19 protein-coding genes are annotated in these 22868 nt (G+C 66.8%); 1 reads left to right on the top strand and 18 read right to left on the bottom strand.

All coding sequences use genetic code 11. From position 1 onward, the window contains the following. Positions 1–93: 93 nt before the first annotated feature. Positions 94–2895 carry a preprotein translocase subunit SecA gene (gene secA / locus ACWMMN_RS02600; RefSeq protein WP_059236308.1) on the bottom strand — a complete coding sequence of 934 codons (2802 nt, stop codon included), beginning with the start codon at positions 2893–2895 and terminating at the stop codon, positions 94–96. A gap of 256 nt (positions 2896–3151) precedes the next feature. On the opposite strand from secA, the gene ACWMMN_RS02595 reads away from it, so the two are divergent. Beyond that, on the top strand, positions 3152–3628 hold the full coding sequence (locus ACWMMN_RS02595) for a DciA family protein (RefSeq protein WP_059236310.1): 477 nt from the start codon (positions 3152–3154) through the stop codon (positions 3626–3628). Positions 3629–3710: 82 nt separating this feature from the next. Here ACWMMN_RS02595 and lpxC read toward each other — a convergent pair whose 3' ends face one another. The 17 genes from lpxC to mraZ all read right to left on the bottom strand — a co-directional run bounded on the left by lpxC (position 3711) and on the right by mraZ (position 22860). After that, positions 3711–4628, bottom strand: coding sequence for a UDP-3-O-acyl-N-acetylglucosamine deacetylase (gene lpxC / locus ACWMMN_RS02590; RefSeq protein ID WP_006487145.1), 918 nt, complete (start codon positions 4626–4628; stop codon positions 3711–3713). Positions 4629–4868: 240 nt separating this feature from the next. After that, positions 4869–5375 carry a peroxiredoxin gene (locus ACWMMN_RS02585; RefSeq protein ID WP_340623778.1) on the bottom strand — a complete coding sequence of 169 codons (507 nt, stop codon included), beginning with the start codon at positions 5373–5375 and terminating at the stop codon, positions 4869–4871. 188 nt (positions 5376–5563) lie between these two features. After that, positions 5564–6760, bottom strand: a complete 1197-nt coding sequence (gene ftsZ, locus ACWMMN_RS02580; RefSeq protein WP_021159911.1) for a cell division protein FtsZ — start codon at positions 6758–6760, stop codon at positions 5564–5566. Positions 6761–6872: 112 nt separating this feature from the next. After that, on the bottom strand, positions 6873–8105 hold the full coding sequence (gene ftsA, locus ACWMMN_RS02575) for a cell division protein FtsA (RefSeq protein ID WP_006487138.1): 1233 nt from the start codon (positions 8103–8105) through the stop codon (positions 6873–6875). Positions 8106–8131: 26 nt separating this feature from the next. Beyond that, positions 8132–8884, bottom strand: coding sequence for a cell division protein FtsQ/DivIB (locus ACWMMN_RS02570; RefSeq protein WP_006477014.1), 753 nt, complete (start codon positions 8882–8884; stop codon positions 8132–8134). Positions 8885–8903: 19 nt separating this feature from the next. Continuing rightward, positions 8904–9845 (bottom strand): D-alanine--D-alanine ligase, encoded by a 942-nt coding sequence (locus ACWMMN_RS02565; RefSeq protein ID WP_059236317.1) that lies wholly within the window; start codon positions 9843–9845, stop codon positions 8904–8906. Position 9846: 1 nt separating this feature from the next. After that, entirely contained in the window at positions 9847–11244 is a 1398-nt protein-coding gene (gene murC / locus ACWMMN_RS02560; RefSeq protein ID WP_174993297.1) for a UDP-N-acetylmuramate--L-alanine ligase, read from the bottom strand. Further along, a complete protein-coding gene (gene murG, locus ACWMMN_RS02555; RefSeq protein WP_059236322.1) occupies positions 11241–12344 on the bottom strand; it encodes an undecaprenyldiphospho-muramoylpentapeptide beta-N-acetylglucosaminyltransferase in 1104 nt (367 codons plus the stop codon). The genes murC and murG overlap by 4 nt, the downstream gene beginning before the upstream one ends. Next, on the bottom strand, positions 12341–13624 hold the full coding sequence (gene ftsW / locus ACWMMN_RS02550) for a putative lipid II flippase FtsW (protein WP_059236324.1): 1284 nt from the start codon (positions 13622–13624) through the stop codon (positions 12341–12343). Before ftsW ends, murG begins: the two co-directional genes overlap by 4 nt. After that, on the bottom strand, positions 13621–15132 hold the full coding sequence (murD, locus tag ACWMMN_RS02545) for a UDP-N-acetylmuramoyl-L-alanine--D-glutamate ligase (RefSeq protein WP_059236326.1): 1512 nt from the start codon (positions 15130–15132) through the stop codon (positions 13621–13623). The genes ftsW and murD overlap by 4 nt, the downstream gene beginning before the upstream one ends. 28 nt (positions 15133–15160) lie before the next feature. Continuing rightward, positions 15161–16330 (bottom strand): phospho-N-acetylmuramoyl-pentapeptide-transferase, encoded by a 1170-nt coding sequence (mraY, locus tag ACWMMN_RS02540; RefSeq protein ID WP_006477019.1) that lies wholly within the window; start codon positions 16328–16330, stop codon positions 15161–15163. A gap of 16 nt (positions 16331–16346) precedes the next feature. After that, positions 16347–17753, bottom strand: coding sequence for a UDP-N-acetylmuramoyl-tripeptide--D-alanyl-D-alanine ligase (locus tag ACWMMN_RS02535; RefSeq protein ID WP_486422958.1), 1407 nt, complete (start codon positions 17751–17753; stop codon positions 16347–16349). Further along, complete coding sequence (locus tag ACWMMN_RS02530; protein WP_486422957.1) at positions 17750–19288, bottom strand: UDP-N-acetylmuramoyl-L-alanyl-D-glutamate--2,6-diaminopimelate ligase; 1539 nt, start codon at positions 19286–19288, stop codon at positions 17750–17752. The genes ACWMMN_RS02535 and ACWMMN_RS02530 overlap by 4 nt, the downstream gene beginning before the upstream one ends. Next, complete coding sequence (locus ACWMMN_RS02525) at positions 19285–21132, bottom strand: peptidoglycan D,D-transpeptidase FtsI family protein (protein ID WP_059236334.1); 1848 nt, start codon at positions 21130–21132, stop codon at positions 19285–19287. Before ACWMMN_RS02525 ends, ACWMMN_RS02530 begins: the two co-directional genes overlap by 4 nt. Next, positions 21129–21470, bottom strand: a complete 342-nt coding sequence (gene ftsL, locus ACWMMN_RS02520) for a cell division protein FtsL (protein WP_059236336.1) — start codon at positions 21468–21470, stop codon at positions 21129–21131. Before ftsL ends, ACWMMN_RS02525 begins: the two co-directional genes overlap by 4 nt. Further along, positions 21467–22408, bottom strand: coding sequence for a 16S rRNA (cytosine(1402)-N(4))-methyltransferase RsmH (gene rsmH / locus ACWMMN_RS02515; RefSeq protein WP_486422956.1), 942 nt, complete (start codon positions 22406–22408; stop codon positions 21467–21469). Before rsmH ends, ftsL begins: the two co-directional genes overlap by 4 nt. A 23-nt stretch (positions 22409–22431) precedes the next feature. Further along, a complete protein-coding gene (mraZ, locus tag ACWMMN_RS02510; RefSeq protein WP_006487094.1) occupies positions 22432–22860 on the bottom strand; it encodes a division/cell wall cluster transcriptional repressor MraZ in 429 nt (142 codons plus the stop codon). Positions 22861–22868: the final 8 nt, after the last annotated feature.

The raw sequence follows: 22868 nt of genomic DNA, 5'->3' as shown, positions 1-22868 counted from the left end.
AGAACCGGCGGCCGCACGCGCGGGCCGCCGCAACTCACGTCACTGACTTGAAACTGCGAACGAAGCGGCACGCGCGATGCGCGCCGCCGTCGATCATGACAGCTTCCCGTGACATTGCTTGTACTTCTTGCCGCTGCCGCACGGGCACGGGTCGTTGCGGCCGACCTTCGGCATCTCGCCGCCGGGGCCGCTGTGGGTCATCGCGCTGCCGACCATGTCGGCCGTCGCCGTGGCGGCCGCGGCAACCGCGACGTTCGCCACCGGCGCACCGGATTCCGCGTAGTCGGCGTGCTGGTACTCGACGTTCTCGAGATGACCGGCGCCGCGCTCCTCGATCTGCTCGGCCGCTTCCTCGAGCTGCTCGGGCGACTGGATCTGCACGTTCATCACGACGCGCGTGACTTCCTGCTTGATCGCCTCGAGCATCGCGGCGAACAGTTCGAACGCCTCGCGCTTGTATTCCTGCTTCGGATTCTTCTGCGCATAGCCGCGCAGGTGGATGCCCTGGCGCAGGTGGTCGAGCGCCGCGAGGTGTTCGCGCCACAGGCGGTCGACCGTCTGCAGCATCACCGAGCGCTCGAACGCGCTGAACGATTCGCGGCCGACCATCGCGACCTTGCCTTCGTACTGCTCGTCGGCAGCGGTCATCACGGCGTCGAGAATTTCCTCGGCCGTGATCGACGACGACTCGTTCACCATTTCCTGGATCGCGAGATCCAGCTGCCAGTCGTTGCGCAGCGCTTCCTCGAGCTCGGGCACGTCCCACTGCTCTTCGATGCTGCCTTCCGGCACGAACTGGCGGACGACTTCGGTCACCACGCCATGACGCATCGCGGTGATCGTCTCGGTGATGTCGTGCGCTTCGAGCAGCTCGTTACGCTGCTGGTAGATCACCTTGCGCTGGTCGTTCGACACGTCGTCGTATTCGAGCAGCTGCTTGCGGATGTCGAAGTTACGCGCTTCGACCTTGCGCTGCGCCGATTCGATCGAGCGCGTGACGATGCCCGCCTCGATCGCCTCGCCTTCCGGCATCTTCAGGCGATCCATGATCGAGCGCACGCGGTCGCCCGCGAAGATGCGCAGCAGCGGATCGTCGAGCGACAGGTAGAAGCGCGACGAGCCCGGATCGCCCTGGCGGCCCGCACGGCCGCGCAGCTGGTTGTCGATCCGGCGCGATTCGTGACGCTCGGTGCCGATGATGTGCAGGCCGCCCGCGGCCTTCACCTGCTCGTGCAGCGTTTCCCACTCGTCGTGCAGCTGCTGGATGCGGCGCGCCTTTTCGTCGGCCGGAATCGCATCGTCGGCCTCGATGAACGCAGCCTGCTTCTCGGCGTTGCCGCCGAGCACGATGTCGGTACCGCGACCGGCCATGTTGGTCGCGATCGTCACGCGGTTCGGACGGCCGGCTTCCGCGACGATCGCCGCTTCGCGCTCGTGCTGCTTCGCGTTCAGCACTTCGTGCGGCAGCCCCGCTTGCTTCAGCAGGTGCGACAGCAGTTCGGAGTTCTCGATCGACGTCGTGCCGACCAGTACCGGCTGGCCACGCTCGTAGCAGTCGCGGATGTCGCGGATCACCGCGTCGTAGCGCTCCTTGGCCGTCTTGTAGATCTGATCCTGCTTGTCGATCCGCTTCGGCGGACGGTTGGTCGGGATCACGACCGTTTCGAGACCGTAGATCTCGTTGAATTCGTACGCTTCGGTGTCTGCGGTACCGGTCATGCCGGCCAGCTTCGCGTACATCCGGAAGTAGTTCTGGAACGTGATCGAGGCGAGCGTCTGGTTCTCGCTCTGGATCTTCACGTGCTCCTTCGCCTCGACCGCCTGGTGCAGGCCGTCGGACCAGCGGCGGCCGGCCATCAGGCGGCCCGTGAATTCGTCGACGATGACCACTTCGCCGTTCTGCACGACGTAATGCTGATCCTTGTGGAACAGCGTGTGTGCGCGCAGCGCCGCGTACACGTGGTGCATCAGCGTGATGTTCTGCGGTGCGTACAGGCTCTCGCCCTCGCCGATCAGGCCCCACTCGGCGAGCAGGCGCTCGGCCTTCTCGTGGCCCGATTCCGTCAGGAACACCTGGCGTGCCTTCTCGTCGAGCGTGTAGTCGCCCGGCTTCTCGACGCCCGTGCCGTCGGCCTTCTCTTCGCCGATCTGGCGCTCGAGCAGCGGCGGCAATGCGTTCATCCGCACGTACAGCTCGGTGTGATCCTCGGCCTGACCCGAGATGATCAGCGGCGTACGCGCCTCGTCGATCAGGATCGAGTCCACTTCGTCGACGACTGCAAAATTCAGTGCCCGCTGCACGCGCGCATCGGTCTCGTAGACCATGTTGTCGCGCAGGTAGTCGAAGCCGAACTCGTTGTTCGTGCCGTACGTGATGTCCGCGGCATACGCCTGCTGCTTCTGGTCGTGCTCCATGCCGGACAGGTTGATGCCGACCGACAGACCGAGGAAGTTGTAGAGGCGCGCCATCCATTCGGCGTCGCGCTGTGCGAGGTAGTCGTTGACGGTCACGACGTGCACGCCGCGGCCGGCCAGCGCATTCAGGTACACGGGCAGCGTCGCGACGAGCGTCTTGCCCTCGCCGGTGCGCATTTCCGCGATCTTGCCGTAGTGGAGCACCATGCCGCCGATCATCTGCACGTCGAAGTGCCGCATCTTCAGCACGCGACGGCTCGCCTCGCGACAGACCGCGAACGCCTCGGGCAACAGCTTGTCGAGCGACTCGCCGGCCGCGACCCGTTGGCGGAATTCGTCCGTCTTGCCGCGCAACTGGTCGTCCGTCAGCTTCTCGATCTGCGTTTCGAGCGCATTGATCGTCGTGACGGTCTTTTGGTATTGCTTGACGAGCCGCTGGTTGCGGCTGCCAAAAATTTTCTGGAGAAAACCGGTTGTCATCGGATCGGATCCTGCGTCGCAGCACCGGCGCCCGGCGCGTGTTGCGCGCCCCGGCGCCCGAGCCTCGGCGGCTTAGCGAATTAGTGGACTCAAACGTCGAATTTTAGCACGCGGGGAAGCATGCGCCCGTGTCTCCGCGGGACGGGCGCTGCACGCCGACGGCCGGGCTGGCGGGGCGAAAGCCGCCCGGGCACGGGCAGGCGCGGGTACAATCGGCAGCAACGTCCGCGCGCGTGCGCGCCCGAAGAATGCCTCGATGAACCGATTTTCCAAGCGTTTCGGCCCGCTCGCCGTCTATCGCCCGCAACCCGTGTCCGAAGTGCTCGGTCGCACCGACGCGTTCGCGGCGCTGCGCGCCGGCGTCGAGCAGATCGCGTCGCTGCAACGCGACCTGGGCGAGTTCCTGCCCGACTACCTGGCCAATCACATCGAGCCGGGCTTCATCAAGGACGGCACCCTGACCCTCTTTGCCGCGCACAATGCGCTGGCCGCCCGGCTGCGGCAGGTCGAGCCGCGCCTGCTCGGCGATCTCCAGAAGCGCGGCTGGCCCGTGACCACGCTGCGCGTGCGCGTGCGTCCGAAGGACGCGCCGGAGCCGCCGCACGTGAAGCAGGCGCGGATGACCTCGGTCGGCGCCGCCGCACTGCGCGACCTCGCCGAACACCTCGAACCGTCACCGCTGCAGGACGCGCTCGCGCGGATGGCGGCACGGCACGGCGCGAAGTCGCGCTGACCGGCACGCGCCCCCGGCGGCGGCCAGTCAACAAAAAAGCGGCCCGAAGGCCGCTTTTTTCATCGCTTGCGCTGAACGCCGGTCACGCGAAGGCCGTCTGCGCGTCGAACGCGAAGCCCTTCGGCGCCGCCTGCGGATCGTCGAACGTCACGATCTCGTACGCGTCTTCATGCGCGAGCAGTTCGCGCAGCAACGCGTTGTTCAGGCCGTGGCCCGACTTGTACGCGGTGTACGACGCCAGCAGCGGATGACCGATCACGTACAGGTCGCCGATCGCGTCGAGCATCTTGTGCTTCACGAATTCGTCGTCGTAGCGCAGCCCGTCGTTGTTCAGGATGCGGTACTCGTCGAGCACGATCGCGTTGTCCATGCTGCCGCCGCGTGCCAGGCCGATCTCGCGCAGCATCTCGGCTTCGTGCGCAAAGCCGAACGTGCGCGCACGCGCGATCTCGCGCACGTACGACGTGGTCGCGAAATCGACTTCGAGCTCCTGGCCCGTCTTGTCGACGGCCGGGTGGCGGAAGTCGATCGAGAACTTCAGCTTGAAGCCGAAATACGGATCGAGACGCGCGAACTTGTCGCCATCGCGGATTTCGACCGGCTTCTTCACCTTGATGAAGCGCTTCGGCGCGTTCTGCTCCTCGATGCCGGCGGACTGGATCAGGAACACGAACGTAGCCGCGCTGCCGTCCATGATCGGGATTTCCTCGGCCGTCACGTCGACATACAGGTTGTCGATGCCGAGACCCGCGCACGCCGACATCAGGTGCTCGACGGTCGACACGCGCACGCCATCCTTCTGCAGCACCGATGCAAGCCGCGTGTCACCGATCGACATCGCCGATGCGGGAATGTCGACGGGCGTGGGCAGGTCGACGCGTGAAAAGACGATGCCCGTGCCGGGCGCGGCGGGACGGAGCGTCAACTCGATCTTGCGGCCCGAGTGGACACCGATACCCACGGTCTTCACGATGGATTTGATGGTGCGCTGCTTCAACATGGTGTTCTTCGTCTTGATTGAAGATATCAATCAGGAGTTATATTCGATAGACGGGATTATAGCGTAATTCCCTATTCAACGCTGTTTGAAACTGCGTATCAATCTGTTTCGACAGTTTACCCACGCCGATACGGGACGGGCCGATGCCCGGAACGGAGGCGTTTCCGGTCATCAGCCCGTGTTACAACTGCCCTGAGGCCGGTGAGCAACGTTGCCGGAAGGCAACGGCGCACCGCACGATCAGGACGTCAACGTCGCGAGAACACTCGCCGCATCGCTCACTTCGAATTTGCCCGGCGCCTCGACGGCCAGCGTCTTGACCACACCGCCGTCAATCACCATCGCGTAGCGCAGGGAACGAATTCCCATGCCACGCGCGGACAAATCCTGCGTCAGCCCCAGCGCATGAGTGAAAGCCGCGCTGCCGTCCGCCATCATGCGCACCTTGCCCGCGGTGTGCAGATCACGTCCCCATGCGCCCATCACGAATGCGTCGTTGACGGACACGCACCAGATCTCGTCGATCCCCGCCGCGCGCAACGGCTCGGCGTGTTCGACGTAGCCCGGCACATGCTGCGCCGAGCAGGTCGGCGTGAAAGCGCCCGGCAATCCGAAGATCACCACACGCCTTCCCGCAACCTGGTCGCGCACGCTGTAGGCATTTGGCCCCAGCGTGCACCCTTCGCGCGCGTCGTCGATGAACTCGAACAGTTGCGCGTCGGGCAGCGCGTCGCCCACTTGAATCATGGCTGGTCCCTCATAGCGATACGGTTTTTCAGCGTGTCGCGGACAGCACGGCCCATCCCGCCCCGCCTAAGCGAAGAGGGCACGTTTCCCGGCCCGGCGTCGCAGCCGACGCGGCCTGTCGTGGTCCGTAGCATCCGTCACGCCGGCGATACCGCGGCAGTGTCGCCGCGGCTTCGCCTGTGTTTGCGTCAGTCAGCCTGCTTGCGCAGGAAAGCCGGGATGTCGTACGTGTCGACACCCTTCTCCTGCAGCGCCTGCACGTGCGATGCCGCGGTTTCGCGCGAATTGCGCCACACTGCCGGCGTATCCAGCGCGCCGTAGTCTGCCGTGCTGACGTGATGGGCCGGTGCATAGCCGTGCGACACCGCGCTGACCGGCTGGTTGTCCGTACCCGTGCGCAGCAGCGTCATCGGTGCCGATTGCTGCTTCTTCGCCGCACGGCCCAGACCCGTTGCCACGACCGTCACGCGCAGTGCATCGCCCATTGCGTCGTCGTACACCGCACCGAAAATCACCGTCGCATCTTCCGCCGCGTAGCTCTTGATCGTGTTCATCACTTCGCGCGTTTCCGACAGGCGCAGCGAACGGCTCGACGTGATGTTGACCAGCACGCCGCGCGCGCCCGACAGATCGACGCCTTCGAGCAGCGGGCTCGCCACGGCCTGTTCCGCCGCGAGGCGCGCGCGATCGACGCCGGCGACCGTCGCCGTGCCCATCATCGCCTTGCCCTGCTCGCCCATCACCGTCTTCACGTCTTCGAAGTCGACGTTCACGAGGCCATCGACGTTGATGATTTCCGCGATGCCTGCAACCGCGTTGTTCAACACGTCGTCTGCGCACTGGAAGCACTTGTCCATCTCGGCGTCGTCGCCCATCACGTCGAACAGCTTGTCGTTCAGAACGACGATCAGCGAGTCGACGTGATCCTCCAGTTGCTGCGAACCTGCTTCAGCGACGCGCATGCGCTTGCCGCCTTCGAACTCGAACGGCTTGCTGACGACACCCACCGTCAGAATGCCCATCTCCTTCGCGATCTGCGCGACCACCGGTGCCGCGCCCGTGCCCGTGCCGCCACCCATGCCGGCGGTGATGAACACCATGTGCGCGCCGCGCAGTGCGTCGGCGATGCGCTCACGCGCTTCTTCCGCTGCCGCACGACCCATTTCCGGCTTCGCACCGGCGCCGAGGCCCGTGTTGCCAAGCTGGATCACCGACGATGCACGCGAACGCGACAGCGCTTGAGCGTCCGTGTTCATCACGATGAAGTCGACGCCCTGCACGCCGCGGTTGATCATGTGCTGGACGGCATTGCCGCCAGCGCCGCCAACGCCGACCACCTTGATGATGGTGCCGTTGGTTTCGGTTTCCAGCATTTCGAATTCCATTGTTGCCTCCGTCAAGAGAATGACTACTACTCGGCCGTTATTCGGCAGGAGATCGGGCAACCCCCTGTCGCGCGCCAGCCGCCGGCACCGGCGCGAATTTCGATTCGTTACGTCAGAAGTTGCTCAGGAACCATTCCTTCATCCGCGAGAACACCTGCCCCGCGTTGCCGGACTGCACGGCGACCTTGCGGCCGCGCATGCGCTGGGCACTGCCTTCGACGAGCAGCCCCATCGCCGTCGAGTAGCGCGGATTGCGCACGACGTCGGAGAGGCCGCCTGCATATTCCGGCGCGCCGATGCGCACCGGTTTCAGGAAAATGTCTTCGCCGAGCTCGACCATGCCGGGCATCATCGACGCACCGCCGGTAATGACCACGCCGGAGCTCAACAGTTCTTCGTAACCCGATTCGCGCACGACCTGCTGCACGAGCGAGAACAGCTCCTCGACGCGCGGCTCGATCACGGCTGCGAGCGCCTGGCGCGACAGCGTGCGCGGGCCGCGTTCGCCGAGGCCCGGTACTTCGACCATTTCGTCCGGATCGGCGAGCGCCTGCTTCGCGATCCCGTAACCGACCTTGATGTCTTCCGCATCCGGCGTCGGCGTGCGCAGCGCCATCGCGATGTCGCTCGTGATCTGGTCGCCGGCGATCGGAATCACCGCGGTGTGGCGGATCGCGCCTTCGGCGAAGATCGCGATGTCCGTCGTGCCGCCGCCGATGTCGACCAGCACCACGCCGAGATCCTTTTCGTCTTCCGTCAGCACGGCCAGCGACGACGCGAGCGGCTGCAGGATCAGGTCGTTCACTTCCAGCCCGCAGCGGCGCACGCACTTGACGATGTTCTGCGCGGCGCTCACCGCGCCCGTCACGATGTGGACCTTCACTTCGAGGCGGATACCGCTCATCCCGATCGGCTCGCGCACGTCTTCCTGGCCGTCGATGATGAATTCCTGCGTGAGGATGTGCAGCACCTGCTGGTCGGTCGGGATGTTGATCGCCTTCGCGGTCTCGATCACGCGCGCGACGTCCGTCTGCGTGACTTCCTTGTCCTTGATCGCGACCATCCCGCTCGAGTTGAAGCTGCGGATGTGGCTGCCGGCGATCCCCGTGAACACGTTGGTGATCTTGCAGTCGGCCATCAGCTCGGCTTCCTCGAGCGCGCGCTGGATCGACTGCACGGTGGCCTCGATGTTGACCACCACACCTTTCTTCAGACCCTTCGACTCGCTCTGGCCGAGACCGATCACCTCGTAGTGACCCTCGCCCTTCAGCTCGGCGACGATGGCCACCACCTTCGACGTGCCGATGTCGAGGGAAACCAGCAGATCCTTGTAGTCTTTGCTCATAAAGTGCTCTTGCGTGTGATCTCTCGTTACTTCTTGCGCTTGTCGGTATCGGTCAGGAACCGCATGCCTGCCGCACGAATCGCGAATCCGTTCGGATAACGCAGGTCCGCGTACTCGATGTCGTTGCCCCAACGCTCCGTGACGGCCGGCCACGCGGCGACCAGGCGCTGGCTCCGGTCATGCAATGTGTCGCTGTTGCGTTCCTTGCCCAGCTCGACCTGCATGCCGTTCGACAGCTTCACCGTCCACGCGTACCGCGCCGACAGCGTCACTTCTTCCGGCGCCGCCTTTAGCGGCGCAAACCATTTCCCGAAGTCGCGATACCGCGTGACGACTTCCTTCGCACTGCCTTCCGGGCCGTCGAACGCCGGCAGCTCCTGCTCCAGCTCGCCCTGGTTCGCGGTGAACAGCTCGCCATCGACGCTCACCAGCTGGTCGCTGCCCCAGGTCCCGAGCGGTTTGTACTCCTCCAGCGTGACAGCCAGCGCATTCGGCCACACCCGGCGCACGCTCGCATGGCGCACCCACGGCATCTGCTCGAACGCGGCGCGCGCCGTATCGAGATCGACCGTGAAGAAATTGCCCTTCAGCCGGCCGACCACGCCCGCGCGCACCGTCGGCGAGTTGATGTGCTCGGTGTCGCCGTCGATCCGGATTTCCCGCAGCGCGAACGTCGGGCGCTGGATCAGCCAGTAGCAACCGGCCGCCGCCAACACGAGCAGCAGCAGCGCGTACAACGCGCTGGCGGCAAGGTTGAGTTGGCGAACGTTGTTCCACATACGTCGTTCCGTTCCTGCGTCAGTCGTTGAGCGTGAGCGACAGCACCTTCACGACCAGCTCCGAATAGCTGATGCCGACCGCGCGCGCGGCCTTCGGCGGCAGCGAGTGATCGGTCATCCCGGGGGCCGTGTTCACTTCCAGGAAATACGCATTGCCGGCCGCGTCGAGCATGAAATCCGCCCGGCCCCAGTCGGTGCAGCCGAGCACGTCGAACGCACGGCGCGCGATGCGCTTCAGTTCCGCTTCCTGTTCGGCCGGCAGGCCGCACGGAATCAGGTACTGCGTGTCGTCGGCGACGTACTTCGCGTGGTAGTCGTAGAACTCGCCCGCCGGCACGATCTTGATCAGCGGCAGGTCGAGATCGCCGGCGATGCACGCGGTGTATTCGCCGCCGCCTTCGATGCTCTTCTCGACGATCACGATCTTGTCGTGCGTCGCGGCTTCCTCGAGCGCGGCCGGCAGCGCGTCGGCCGTCTTCACCTTCAGCACCGCGACGCTCGAGCCTTCGCTCGCCGGCTTCACGAACAGCGGCAGGCCGAGCTTCGCGACGATGTCGGTCGCGCGTGCGGCCAGGTCGTCGCCGCGCATCACCGTCTCGAACGGCGGCGTCGGCACGCCCGTCTGCTGCCACACGAGCTTCGTGCGGAACTTGTCGAGGCCGAGCGCGGACCCGAGCACGCCGCTGCCCGTGTAGCGAATGCCGTAGAAATCGAGCGCGCCCTGGATCTGGCCGTTCTCGCCGTAGCCGCCGTGCAGCGCGTTGAACGCGCGCACGAAGCCTTCATCCTTCAGTGCCGACAGCGGCCGCTCGGCCGGGTCGAACGGATGTGCATCGACGCCCGCGTCACGCAGGCCCTGCAGCACGAGGCGGCCCGAGGTGAGCGACACCTCGCGCTCGGCGGATTCGCCGCCGAACAACACCGCCACCTTGCCGAAACGTTTCGGATCGATCCCGCTCATGTCATGCCTTCTGTTGAATGTGTTGCACGAGCTTCGCCGGCACGCCGCCGATCGAGCCCGCACCCATCGTGATCACCACGTCGCCGTTCTGCGCGACCTTCGCCAATGCAGCCGGCACGTCGTCGACCGTCGCGACGAACACCGGATCAACCTTGCCCACCGCGCGCAGCGCACGCGACAGCGCGTCGCCGCTCGCCGTCGGGATCGCAGCCTCGCCGGCCGCGTAGACTTCCGTCAGCACCAACGCATCGACCGTCGACAGCACGTTGACGAAATCGTCGAAACAGTCGCGCGTGCGCGTGTAGCGGTGCGGCTGGAACGCCAGCACGAGGCGACGGCCCGGGAACGCGCCGCGCGCGGCTGCGATCGTCGCGGCCATCTCGACCGGGTGATGGCCGTAGTCGTCGATCAGCGTGTACTGGCCGCCGTCCGCGGTCGGCACCTCGCCGTAGCGCTGGAAGCGCCGGCCGACGCCGTTGAATTCCGCGAGCGCCTGCTGGATCGCGTCGTCCGCCACGCCGAGATCGGTCGCAATCGCGATCGCCGCGAGCGCGTTCTGCACGTTGTGCAGGCCCGGCAGGTTCAGCACGATCGCGAGCGGCGCACGCCCTTCGCGGACTACCGTGAAGTGCATCCGGCCGTCGCGCGCGTCGATGTCTTCCGCACGCACCTGCGCGTCCGGCGACAGGCCGTAGCGCACGACCGGCTTCGAGATGAACGGGATGATCTGCCGCACGTTCGGATCGTCGACGCACACGACCGCGCTGCCGTAGAACGGCAGGCGCTGCGTGAATTCGATGAACGCCTGCTTGAGCCGCGCGAAATCGTGGCCGTAGGTGTCCATGTGGTCGGCATCGATGTTCGTGATGACTTCGATCACCGGATACAGGTTCAGGAACGACGCGTCCGACTCGTCGGCCTCGGCGACGATGAAGTCGCCCGTGCCGAGTCGCGCATTCGCGCCGGCGCTGATCAGCCGGCCGCCGATCACGAAGGTCGGATCGAGGCCCCCCGCCGCGAGCACGCTCGCGACGAGGCTCGTCGTCGTGGTCTTGCCATGCGTGCCGGCGATCGCGATCCCCTGCTTCAGGCGCATCAGTTCCGCGAGCATCACCGCGCGCTGCACGATCGGCACGCGCTGGTGGCGCGCGGCGAGCACTTCCGGGTTGTCCGAACGCACGGCCGTCGACACGACGACCGCGTTCGCGCCCGCGATGTTCGCCGCGTCGTGGCCGATCGCGATCCGTGCGCCGAGCGCCTCGAGACGATCGGTCACCGCATTGCGCGACAGGTCCGAGCCGCTGACCTCGTAGCCAAGATTGACGAGCACTTCGGCGATGCCGCTCATGCCCGCGCCGCCGATCCCGACGAAATGAATGTGTTTGACGATGTGTTTCATTGCAGTGTTTCCAGGTTCGCGCCGGCCGCTTTCGCGCACACGCGCGCGACTTCGTCGGTGGCCTCGGGCTTCGCCAGCGAGCGCGAACGTTCCGCCATGTCCGCGAGCGACGCCCGCGACTGGCCGCGCAACCAGTCGGCAAGCAGTTCCGCCGACAGGTCGCGTTGTTGCACCAGCACGGCCGCGCCCGCATCGGCGAGGAACGCGGCGTTGGTCGTCTGGTGATCGTCGACCGCGTACGGGAACGGCACGAACAGCGCCGCCACGCCCACCGCCGCGATCTCCGACACCGTCATCGCACCCGACCGGCAGATCACCAGATCCGCCGCCGCATACGCGGCCGCCATGTCGTCGATGAACGGCACGAGCCGCACGTCTTCGCCGGCCGCGAAACCGGCCGCTTCGTAATTCGACTTCAATGCTTCGATGTGCTTCACGCCGGCCTGGTGCACGACGCGCGGGCGCTCGCCCGGCGTCAGCAGCGCCAGCGCGCGCGGCACGACTTCGTTCAGCGCGGCGGCACCGAGGCTGCCGCCGACGACCAGCACGTTCAACGGGCCGCTGCGCGACGCATAGCGTGCTTTGGGCGGCTCCGTGTGCGCAAGTTCCGCGCGAATCGGGTTACCCGTCCATTCCGCGTGCGGCAGCGCGCCGGGGAACGCGACGAGCACGCGCTTCGCGAGTTTCGCGAGCACCTTGTTCGTCAGGCCCGCGATCGAATTCTGTTCATGCAGCACGAGCGGACGCCCCGACAGCGCGGTCATCACGCCCGCCGGGAACGTGATGTAGCCGCCCATCCCGAGCACGACGTCCGGCCGCACGCGGCGCAGCGCGCCGAGGCTCTGCCAGCATGCGCGCAGCAGGTTGACCGGCAGCGTCAGCTTGGTCTTCAGGCCCTTGCCGCGCAGCCCGCCGAACCGCACGTATTCCATCGGAATGCCGTGCTTCGGCACGAGCGTCGCTTCCATCCCGGCCGGATTGCCGAGCCATACGACGCGCCAGCCCGCCGCTTCCATCCGGTGCGCGACCGCGAGCCCCGGGAACACGTGGCCCCCGGTGCCGCCTGCCATCACCATCAGCGTGCGTTGCGACGCGGTCATACCTTCCCTCCGCGCATCAGCACCCGGTTTTCGTAGTCGACCCGCAGCAGCACCGCGAGCGAGACGCAGTTCAGCAGGATGCCCGAGCCGCCGTAGCTCACGAGCGGCAGCGTCAGGCCCTTGGTCGGCAGCAGCCCGAGGTTCACGCCCATGTTGATGAACGTCTGCGCGCCGAACCAGATGCCGATGCCCTTCGCCATCAGGCCCGCGAACGTGCGGTCGAGCGCGAGCGCCTGGCGGCCGATCTCGAACGCGCGGCGCACGATCCAGTAGAACAGCAGGATCACGACCAGCACGCCGACGAAACCGAGTTCCTCGCCGATCACCGCGAGGATGAAGTCGGTATGCGCTTCCGGCAGGTAGTTCAGCTTCTCGACGCTGCCGCCGAGACCGACGCCGAACCACTCGCCGCGGCCGAATGCGATCAGCGAGTGCGTGAGCTGGTATGCCTTGCCCTGCGCGTAGCGCTCGTCCCACGGGTCGAGATACGCGAAGATCCGCTCGCGACGCCACGGCGACAGCCACACGAGCATCGTGAACGTGCCGACCGCCGTCGCGACGAGACCGCCGAACAGCTTGCCGTTCACGCCGCCGAGGAACAGCACGCCCATCGCGATCGCGGCGACCACCATGAACGCACCCATGTCCGGCTCGAGCAGCAGCAGCGCGCCGACCAGACCGACCGCGAACGCCATCGGCAGGAAGCCCTTCGCGAAGCTCTGCATGTATTCCTGCTTGCGCACCGTGTAGTTCGCCGCGTAGATCGTCACCGCGAGCTTCATGATTTCCGACGGCTGCATGTTCGTGATGCCGAGCGGAATCCAGCGGCGCGCACCGTTCACGCCCTTGCCGACGTGCGGGATCAGCACGATCACGAGGCCGACGAGCGCGATCAGGAAGAGATGCGGCGCGTACTTGTCCCACGTCGACACCGGCACGCGGAACGCGATCACCGCCGCGACGAACGCGACGGCGAGCGAGATGCAGTGGCGCATCAGGAACGCGTAATCGTGATACGACGCGTATTTCGGCGAATCGGGCATCGCGATCGACGCCGAATACACCATCACGACGCCGAGCCCGAGCAGCGCGATCGCGACCCACAACAGCGAGTAGTCGAAGTCGAGCATCCGCGAACGGCTCGGGCGCACGCCGTTGACGACGCTCGCGAGGCCGCCCGTCGCGGCGCGCGTGGCCGACGCGACGCGACCGCCCGCGGCATTGCCGCCGGTGTCGCGCCGGTCGTTGAAACGGGAGACGAGGCGATCGGACCAGCTCATGGCGTCGCTCCTTTGTCGATGGCGATTTCGTCGACCGCCGCGCGGAACACATCCGCGCGATGGGCGTAGTTCCTGAACATGTCGAGGCTCGCGCACGCGGGCGACAGCAGCACCGCGTCGCCCGGCTCCGCGAGACCGGCCGCCGCGTGCACTGCGCCTTCGAGCGTCGCGTGGTCGGCGAGCGGCACGCCCGTTTCGGCAAGCGTGTCGCGGATCGCCGGCGCGTCGCGGCCGATCAGCATCACTGCACGGCACCAGCGCGCGACCGGCGCGACCAACGGCGCGAAATCCTGCCCCTTGCCGTCGCCGCCCGCGATCAGCACGATCTTCTGGGCGAGCCCGTCGAGCGCGGCTACCGTCGCGCCGACGTTGGTGCCCTTGCTGTCGTCGACGTAGTCGACGTCGTCGATCGTCGCGATCACTTCGACGCGATGCGCTTCGCCGCGGTATTCGCGCAGCGCGTGCAGCAGCGGTGCGGCCGGCAGGTCGATCGCGCGTGCGAGCGCGAACGCGGCCAGCGCGTTCGCCGCGTTGTGCAGCCCGCGAATCCGCAGCGCGTCGGCCGGCATCAGGCGCTTCTGCGCGATGTCGGGCGTATGCGCGGCGTCGCGCTTGCGGCGGCGGGTCGTCGTCACTTCATCGGGCGCGTCGCGATCGACGGCTTCCACCAGCCATGCGATGCCGTTGTCGCGCGACAGCCCGTAGTCGCCGTCCTGCACCGGTTCGTTCAGGCCGAACGTGACCGTGCGCGGCGCATCGGCCGCGCCGGCCGCCGGCGCAAACTTCATCACGGCCGAATCGTCGCGGTTCAGCACACGCGTCGTCGTCGCGCCGAAGATCCGGCCCTTTGCCTGCGCGTACGCGTCGAAGCTGCCGTGCCAGTCGAGGTGGTCCTGCGTGATGTTGAGGATCGCGGCCGCGTCGGGCGCAAACGTGCGCGCGGTCTCGAGCTGGAAGCTCGACAGTTCGAGCACCCAGACGTCGGGCAGCGCGGTTTCGTCGATCGCGTTCGCGAGCCGGTCGAGCATCGCCGGGCTGATGTTGCCGGCGACCGCGACCTTCTTGCCCGAGCGCTGGCACAGCAGGCCCGTGAGGCTCGTCGTCGTGGTCTTGCCGTTGGTGCCGGTGATCGCGAGCACCTTCGGCTGGTAGCCGCTCGTGCCGAGCGCGCGCAGCGCCTGCGCGAAGAATTCCAGTTCGCCCCACACCGCGATCCCGCGCTCGTGCGCGGCCGCGACCAGCGCCGCGAGCGCCGGTTCGAGCGGCGACAGGCCGGGGCTCAGGCCGACGAGTTCGACACCGCCGTCGAGCAGCGCGGGCGTGAACGCCCCGCCGACGAATTCCGCATCGATGCCTTCGGCCTGCAGTGCGGCAAGGTTCGGCGGCGCCTCGCGGGTATCGGCAATACGCAGCCGGCACCCGTGCCTCGCGCACCATCGCGCGATCGCGAGACCCGATTCACCGAGCCCCAGTACGAGCACCATCGGCCGTTGCCGATCTCCAAACATCTCGCCAGACATCCTTGTTACCTTTCCTTTACCGCAGCTTGAGGGTGGTCAGACCGAACAGGCACAGCATCAGCGTGATGATCCAGAAACGCACGACCACCTGCGTTTCTTTCCAGCCGGACAATTCGAAATGGTGATGCAGCGGCGCCATCTTCAGCAGGCGCCGCCCTTCGCCGTAACGCTTCTTCGTGTACTTGAACCACGAAACCTGCAGCATCACCGACAGCGTTTCCGCGACGAAGATGCCGCCCATGATGAACAGCACGATTTCCTGGCGCACGATCACCGCGACCGTGCCGAGCGCGCCGCCGAGCGCCAGCGCACCGACGTCGCCCATGAACACCTGCGCGGGGTGCGTGTTGTACCAGAGGAACGCGAGCCCTGCCCCGCCCATCGCGGAACAGAAGATCAGCAGTTCGCCCGCGCCCGGGATGTGCGGAAACAGCAGGTATTTTGAATAGACCGCGCTGCCCATCACGTACGCAAACACACCGAGCGACGCGCCGACCAGCACGACCGGCATGATCACGAGGCCGTCGAGGCCGTCCGTCAGGTTCACCGCATTGCTCGCGCCGACGATCACGAAATAGGTCAGCACGATGAAGCCCCATACGCCGAGCGGGTAGCTGATCGACTTCAGGAACGGCAGCATCAGGTCGGCGCGTGCCGGCAACCCCATCGACAGCCCACTCCTCACCCACGCCATGAACAGGTCGAACACGCGCACGTTGTTCGCCTCGGACACGCTGAAGGCCAGGTAGACGGCCGCGAACAGCCCGATCACCGACTGCCAGAAATACTTCTCGCGCGACGACATCCCGCGCGGGTCCTTGTGGACGACCTTGCGGTAATCGTCGACCCAGCCGATCACGCCGAAGCCGAACGTGACGAGCATCACGATCCAGATGAAACGGTTCGTCAGGTCGCCCCACAGCAGCGTCGCGACCGCGATGCCGATCAGGATCAGCACGCCGCCCATCGTCGGCGTGCCGGACTTGACGAGGTGGGTCTGCGGGCCGTCCTTGCGCACGGCCTGCCCGACCTTCATCTGCGTCAGCTTGCGGATCACCCACGGTCCGCACACGAGCCCGATCCCGAGCGCGGTGATGGTGGCCATCACCGCCCGGAACGTGAGGTACGTGAACAAGCGCAAAAAGCTTGCGTCTCCTTGCAGCCATTGCGCCAGCGCCAGCAGCATGCTTCCTTCCTTCTACTCAGTGTGCCGCGGGCGCCGTGCCCGCCGCGGGTTGGTTCGTCAGCGCGTCGACCACGCGCTCCATCTTCATGTACCGCGAGCCCTTGACGAGCACCGTCGCCTGCGCGTCGTAGCCGGCCGCGAGCAGCGCCGGCACGAGCGCACCGACGTCGTCGAAGTGACGGGCGGTTGCGCCGTACGCCGTGCATGCGTCGCGCGATGCGTCGCCGAGCGCGAACAGCGCGTCGATTCCGCGATCGCGCGCATAGGCACCGATCTCGCGATGGAAAGCCGGCCCTTCGTCACCGACTTCACCCATGTCGCCGATCACCAGCACGCGCGGCGCCGGATGTGCAGCGAGCACGTCGATCGCGGCCCGCATCGAATCGGGATTCGCGTTGTACGTATCGTCGACGACCGTCGCGCCCGCGAGGCCGCCGGCAATCGCCTGCTTCACCTGCAGCCGGCCCTTGACCGGTTCGAACGATTCGAGACCCTGCCTGATCGCCGGCAGCGCGACGCCGGCGCCGAGCGCCGCGGCCGTCGCGGCCAGCGCGTTGCGTGCGTTGTGCTCGCCGAGCGCGCGCAGCCGCACCGTGACGGCGCCCGCCGGCGTGTCGATCGCGAGTTCGCCGCCGTGCAGGCGGCCGATGACCTGCGCGTCGTTCTGCCGGTCGGCGTCGTGCAGCGCGAAATCGAGGATCCGGTTGCCGGTCGCCGCGACGCGCCAGATGCCCGCGTACGCATCGTCGGCCGGGAACACTGCGACGCCGTCAGGCGGCAGCGCATGAATCACGGCCGCGTGTTCGAGCGCGACGGCTTCGACCGTCGCCATGAATTCCTGGTGCTCGCGCTGCGCGTTGTTCACGAGCGCGACCGTCGGCGCCGTGAGGCGCGCGAGGACTTCGGTCTCGCCCGGGTGGTTCATCCCGATCTCGATCACCGCGAGACGATGCTGGGCCGACAGGCGCAGCAGCGTCAGCGGCAGGCCGACATCGTTGTTCAGGTTGCCGGCCGTCGCGAGCCGCGCATCGGCACCGACCGCCGCCGCGAAGATCGACGCGATCATTTCCTTGACGGTCGTCTTGCCGTTGCTGCCCGTCACCGCGACGAGCGGCAGCGGAAATCGCATGCGCCAGCCGTGTGCGAGCGCGCCGAGCGCGGCACGCGTTTCGCCGCCGACGATCATCGGCATCGCGACACCCGCCGGCACGTGCGAGACGAGCGCCGCGGCAGCGCCGCGCGCGGCGACGTCGCCAAGGAAGTCGTGCGCGTCGAAGCGCTCGCCTTTCAGTGCGACGAACAGGTCGCCCGGGCCGGCCGTGCGGCTGTCCGTCGACACGCGGTCGAACGTGACGCCCGCGTCGCCGTGGACGGTGGCGCCGGGAATCAGGCGGGCGGCTTCGCCGAGACCGAGCATCGTCATTCGCCGCCTCCCTTGCCGTGCGTTGCGCGCGCTGCCAGCGCGAGCCGCGCGTGATCCTGGTCGGAGAACGTACGCTTCTTGCCCATGATTTCCTGCGTGGCCTCGTGGCCCTTGCCGGCCAGCACGACGACATCCTCGCGTGCGGCGCCGCGCACGGCCTGCAGGATCGCGCTCGCGCGATCCTCGATGCGGCGTGCGTGACCGGGCGCGGTCATGCCCGCGACGATCTGGTCGATGATGCGCTGCGGATCCTCGCTGCGCGGGTTGTCGCTGGTGACGACGGTTTCATCGGCGAGCCGTTCCGCGATCGCGCCCATCAGCGGGCGCTTCGTCGCATCGCGATCGCCGCCGCAGCCGAACATGCAGACGAGCCGGCCGCCGCGCGCCGTGGCGATCGGGCGCAGCGCGTCGAGCGTCTTTTCGAGCGCGTCGGGCGTGTGTGCGTAGTCGATCACGACGAGCGGCTCGTCGTTCTGCAGCCGGCCGCCGAGCCGCTGCATCCGGCCGTTGACGGACTCGAGCCGCTCGATCTCGGCGAGCGCCGCATCGAACGGCACGTCGGCCGCGAGCAGCGAGCCGAGCACGGCAAGCAGGTTGCTGACGTTGAACGTGCCGAGCGTACCGACTTCGACGTCCGCGTCGCCCCACGACGAACGCAGGCGAAACGCCGTGCCGGTCGCGGTGGCGCGCACGTCGAGCGCAGTCAGCTCACGATCGGCCTCGGGCGCCGATGCGTCGCCGATTCCGTATGCGATCGTGCGCACGCGGCCGGCCAGCTTTTCGAGCAGGCGCCGGCCGGCTGCATCGTCGCGGTTGATCACCGCCGCGCGCAGGCCGCGCCACGCGAACAGCTTCGCCTTGGCGGCTTCGTACGCATCGAACGTGCCGTGATAATCCAGGTGATCCTGCGTGAGGTTCGTAAACACCGCGATATCGAAGGACGTGCCGTTCACGCGGCCCTGATGCAGCGCGTGCGACGACACTTCCATCGCCACGGCCTTCGCGCCCGCGTCGCGCAACTGCGCAAGGCTGCGCTGAAGCTGCGACGCGTCGGGCGTCGTGAAACCGGTCGGCACGAGATGGCCCGGCATGCCGGTGCCGAGCGTGCCGATCAGCGCGCACGGCTGGTGCAGCGCCGTCAGCGCGGCGGCGATCCATTGCGTGCACGACGTCTTGCCGTTCGTGCCGGTGACGCCGACCGCGAGCAGGCTGTCGCTCGGATCGCCGTACCAGCCGCTGGCGATCTCGCCGGCGAGCTGGTCGAGCGCCGGCACCGCGAACGCGACGGGCGCGGCCGGCGCGGCGGCCAGCCCTTCCGGCTGATACAGCACGGCGGCCGCACCTTGTGCGATGGCGTCGCCGATGAAAGCGCGGTTGTCTGCCCCGTCGACCGCATACGCGACGAACACGTCGCCCGCCTTGAGGCTGCGCGTGTCGGCATGCAGGTGCGCCGCGGGGGTCACATGCTGACGCAGCCACGCAAGTGCGGCTGCGATCTGCTGATGCGCCGGATGGGAACTGCGGGCGGCGCTCATCGAACAACTCCTGGTGAATTACGCGTCGTGCTGGACACGATCATATGCTTCGCACCGCTCCCCGCGGCCAGCTTTTGCGGCCCGGTTGCGGTCGGCGCTGCCGGCGAATCGTCAGACACGACGAGTTGCTTGATCGGCATGTTCGGCGGCACGTTCAGTGCCCGCATCGTGTCGCCGGCGATCGCCGAGAATACGGGGCCGGACACCTGGCCGCCGAAGTGGCTGCCGGCGGTCGGCTCGTCGACCGACACCGCAACGACGATGCGCGGATTCGGCATCGGCGCCATCCCGACGAACGACGCGCGGTACTTGCGCGTATAGCCGTGACCTTCATGTTTGTACGCGGTACCGCTCTTGCCGCCGACGCGATAGCCCGGCACGGCCGCATCCGGCGACGTGCCGCCCGGCGCGACCACCGTCTCGAGCATCGCGCGCACTTCGCGCGCGGTAGTCGGGTTGAACACCTGCGTACCCACGATCGGCTGATTGGGGTCGGTCTTGAAAATGGTCACGGGCATCAGTTCGCCGTCGTGCGCGATCGCCGTGTATGCACGCGCGAGCTGGAACAGCGACACCGACAGGCCGTAGCCGTACGACATCGTCGCCTGCTCGATGCGGCGCCAGCTCTTCCACGGACGCAGGCGGCCGGCCACCGCGCCCGGGAACCCGACCTTCGGCGCCTGGCCGAGGCCGATGCTCGTATACATATTCCACATTTCCTCGGGCCGCATCGTCATCGCGATCTTCGTCGCGCCGATGTTGCTCGACTTCTGGATCACGCCGCCGACCGTCAGCGTGCCGAAGCCCGCGTCGTCGGTGATCGGCGCGCCGTCGAGCACGAAATGCCCGTTGCCCGTTTCGACGAGCGTGTTCGGCGTCACGCGATGCAGGTCGAGCGCGAGCGACACCGTGAACGGCTTCATGATCGAGCCCGGCTCGAACACGTCGGTCATGATCCGGTTGCGCAGCTGCTCGCCCGTCATGCGCGAGCGGTCGTTCGGGTTGTACGTCGGATAGTTGACGAGCGCGAGCACTTCGCCGGTACGCACGTCGACGACCATCGCCGCGCCGGCCTTCGCCTTGAACTTCTCGACGGCGGCCTTCAGGTTCGCGTACGCGATGTACTGGATCTTGCTGTCGATCGACAGGTCGACGTCGGTGCCGTTGTGCGGCGGGATCTGCTCGGCGACGTCCTCGACGATGTGCCCCATCCGGTCCTTGATCACGCGACGCACGCCCGACGTGCCGGACAGCATCTTCTGGTCGCCGAGTTCGACGCCTTCCTGCCCTTCGTCCTCGACGTTCGTGAAGCCGATCAGGTGAGCGGTGATCTCGCCTTCCGGATAGAAACGTTTGTATTCGTTGCGCTGGTAGATGCCGGGGATGTCGAGCGCAGCGACCTTGTCCGCGACGTCGAGCGGCACCTGGCGCTTCACGTACACGAACCCCTTGTCTTCCGACAGCTTCACGCGCAGTTCCTTCGGCGTCATGCCGAGGAGCTTGCCGAGCTGGTTGACCTTGTCGGCGTCGAGATCGTCCGGCACCGCGTCGGGAATCGCCCAGATCGCGCGCACGGGCAGGCTCGTCGCGAGCACGAGCCCGTTACGGTCGAGGATCTTGCCGCGCGTCGCGGGCAGCTCGAGCGTGCGCTGGTAGCGGCTCTCGCCCTGCTTCTGGTAGAACGCGTTGCCGGGCCCCTGGATCCAGAACGCCCGCGCGGCCAGCGCGACGAACGCCATGAACAGCAGGAACACGACAAACTTCGAGCGCCACATCGGCAGATGCACGCCCAGCACGGGACTCGACGAGAACTTCACGTTCTGGCGCTTCTGGGATGGCTTCATCGCGCGCCCCCCTTGCCCTTGCCTGCCGTGTCGGCCGAAGCCGGGATCGGCGCGTCGATCGCCTTCGCGGCGCCCGGCGCCAGCGTCAGGTATTGCGTGCGGCCGGTCGAGATCGGCTGCATCTTCAGCGAATCGTTCGCGAGCTGCTCGATGCGCGACGTCTTCGACAGCGCGCTCTGCTGATATTGAAGCTGCGCGTAGTCCTGCTGGAGCTGACGCTCCTGCGACTGCGCGCGCTGCAGCTGGATGAAGATCTGCCGCTGCTGGTTCGTCGAGTTGACGACCGACAGCGCGCACCCCATCACGATGATCAGCAGGAAGATATTGAAGCGGCTCATGGCGTGACGCGCTCCGCGATGCGCATCACGGCCGAGCGGGCGCGCGGATTCTCCGCGACTTCCGCGTCGCTCGGAAACTGGCGGCTGATGATCTTGAGCGGCGGGCTCGGGAGGTCGACGGCGCGGATCGGCAGGCGGCGATCGACCGCAGGCGCACTCGCGTGCGCCTGCATGAATCGCTTGACGATCCGGTCCTCGAGTGAATGAAAGCTGATGACCACCAGCCGCCCCCCTTGCTCCAGCAACGACAGTGCCGCGCCTAGTACGACTTGCAGGTCCGCAAGCTCTTGATTGACGTGAATCCGTATAGCCTGAAAGGTGCGGGTTGCCGGATCCTTGCCCTTCTCACGGGTTTTGACGACGTGACCCACGATTTGGGCAAGCTCGCCCGTGGTGTCGAGAGGCCCAAGACGGTCGGACTCTGCCCGGCGAGCAACAAGCGCCTTTGCAATCTGAAAAGCAAACCGTTCTTCCCCATAATCCCGTATCACCTCCGTCAATTCCTGCACCGACGCCCGCGCGAGCCATTCGGCCGCCGACTCGCCACGCGTCGGATCCATTCGCATGTCCAGCGGACCATCGGCGCGGAAGCTGAAGCCGCGCGCCGGATCGTCCACCTGCGGCGAGGACACGCCCAGGTCCAGCAACACACCCGACACCTTCTCGACGCCGCGCGCCGCAAGCGCGTCGCGCATCGATGCAAAGCTGTCATGCACGATCGAGAAGCGCGCATCCTCGATGCCCTGCGCCGTCTCGATCGCCCTCGGATCCTTGTCGAACGCGATCAGCCGTCCGGCCGACGCCAGCCGCGCGAGCACCGCGCGGCTATGACCACCCCGCCCGAACGTTCCGTCGACGTACACGCCGTCCGGCCGCGTCACGAGCGACTCGACCGCCTCATCCAACAGCACCGTCCGATGCCGCAGTTCATTTCCCATCGCGGGCGTCTCCGTCACCGCAATCAGAACGTGAAATTCTTCAGCGCGTCGGGCATGCCCTGCGCCATCGCCGCCTGCTCCTTCGCGTTGTAGGTTTGCGAATCCCACAGCTCGAAGTGACTACCCATTCCCAACAACATGACTTCCTTTTCCAGTCCGGCTGCCATGCGCAGCTCGGGCGATACAAGAATCCGGCCCGCGCTGTCGAGATCGACATCCATCGCATTGCCGAGAAAAATTCGCCGCCACCAGTGCGCGTCCATCGGCAGCGCGGCGATCTTGGCGCGGAATACTTCCCATTCGGGGCGCGGAAACAGCAACAGGCAGCCGTCCGGGTGCTTGGTCACAGTCACCCGTCCTTCTGCCTGTCCTTGCAGCGCTTCGCGATAGCGAGCCGGCACCGACATCCGCCCTTTCGCATCGAGCGTCAGCGCCGACGCCCCTTGGAACACTTTCCGCT

The organism is Burkholderia cepacia complex sp. TUM26381 (genome assembly GCF_057439935.1).
The sequence above is the reverse complement of the archived record's forward strand: the minus strand, read 5'-3'. Positions and strand labels throughout refer to the sequence as shown.

Coding starts and splice junctions, on each gene's coding strand:
- secA (WP_059236308.1), bottom strand. CDS start 2,895: ATGACAACCGGTTTTCTCCAGAAAATTTTTGGCAGCCGCAACCAGCGG.
- ACWMMN_RS02595 (WP_059236310.1), top strand. CDS start 3,152: ATGAACCGATTTTCCAAGCGTTTCGGCCCGCTCGCCGTCTATCGCCCG.
- lpxC (WP_006487145.1), bottom strand. CDS start 4,628: ATGTTGAAGCAGCGCACCATCAAATCCATCGTGAAGACCGTGGGTATC.
- ACWMMN_RS02585 (WP_340623778.1), bottom strand. CDS start 5,375: ATGATTCAAGTGGGCGACGCGCTGCCCGACGCGCAACTGTTCGAGTTC.
- ftsZ (WP_021159911.1), bottom strand. CDS start 6,760: ATGGAATTCGAAATGCTGGAAACCGAAACCAACGGCACCATCATCAAG.
- ftsA (WP_006487138.1), bottom strand. CDS start 8,105: ATGAGCAAAGACTACAAGGATCTGCTGGTTTCCCTCGACATCGGCACG.
- ACWMMN_RS02570 (WP_006477014.1), bottom strand. CDS start 8,884: ATGTGGAACAACGTTCGCCAACTCAACCTTGCCGCCAGCGCGTTGTAC.
- ACWMMN_RS02565 (WP_059236317.1), bottom strand. CDS start 9,845: ATGAGCGGGATCGATCCGAAACGTTTCGGCAAGGTGGCGGTGTTGTTC.
- murC (WP_174993297.1), bottom strand. CDS start 11,244: ATGAAACACATCGTCAAACACATTCATTTCGTCGGGATCGGCGGCGCG.
- murG (WP_059236322.1), bottom strand. CDS start 12,344: ATGACCGCGTCGCAACGCACGCTGATGGTGATGGCAGGCGGCACCGGG.
- ftsW (WP_059236324.1), bottom strand. CDS start 13,624: ATGAGCTGGTCCGATCGCCTCGTCTCCCGTTTCAACGACCGGCGCGAC.
- murD (WP_059236326.1), bottom strand. CDS start 15,132: ATGTTTGGAGATCGGCAACGGCCGATGGTGCTCGTACTGGGGCTCGGT.
- mraY (WP_006477019.1), bottom strand. CDS start 16,330: ATGCTGCTGGCGCTGGCGCAATGGCTGCAAGGAGACGCAAGCTTTTTG.
- ACWMMN_RS02535 (WP_486422958.1), bottom strand. CDS start 17,753: ATGACGATGCTCGGTCTCGGCGAAGCCGCCCGCCTGATTCCCGGCGCC.
- ACWMMN_RS02530 (WP_486422957.1), bottom strand. CDS start 19,288: ATGAGCGCCGCCCGCAGTTCCCATCCGGCGCATCAGCAGATCGCAGCC.
- ACWMMN_RS02525 (WP_059236334.1), bottom strand. CDS start 21,132: ATGAAGCCATCCCAGAAGCGCCAGAACGTGAAGTTCTCGTCGAGTCCC.
- ftsL (WP_059236336.1), bottom strand. CDS start 21,470: ATGAGCCGCTTCAATATCTTCCTGCTGATCATCGTGATGGGGTGCGCG.
- rsmH (WP_486422956.1), bottom strand. CDS start 22,408: ATGGGAAATGAACTGCGGCATCGGACGGTGCTGTTGGATGAGGCGGTC.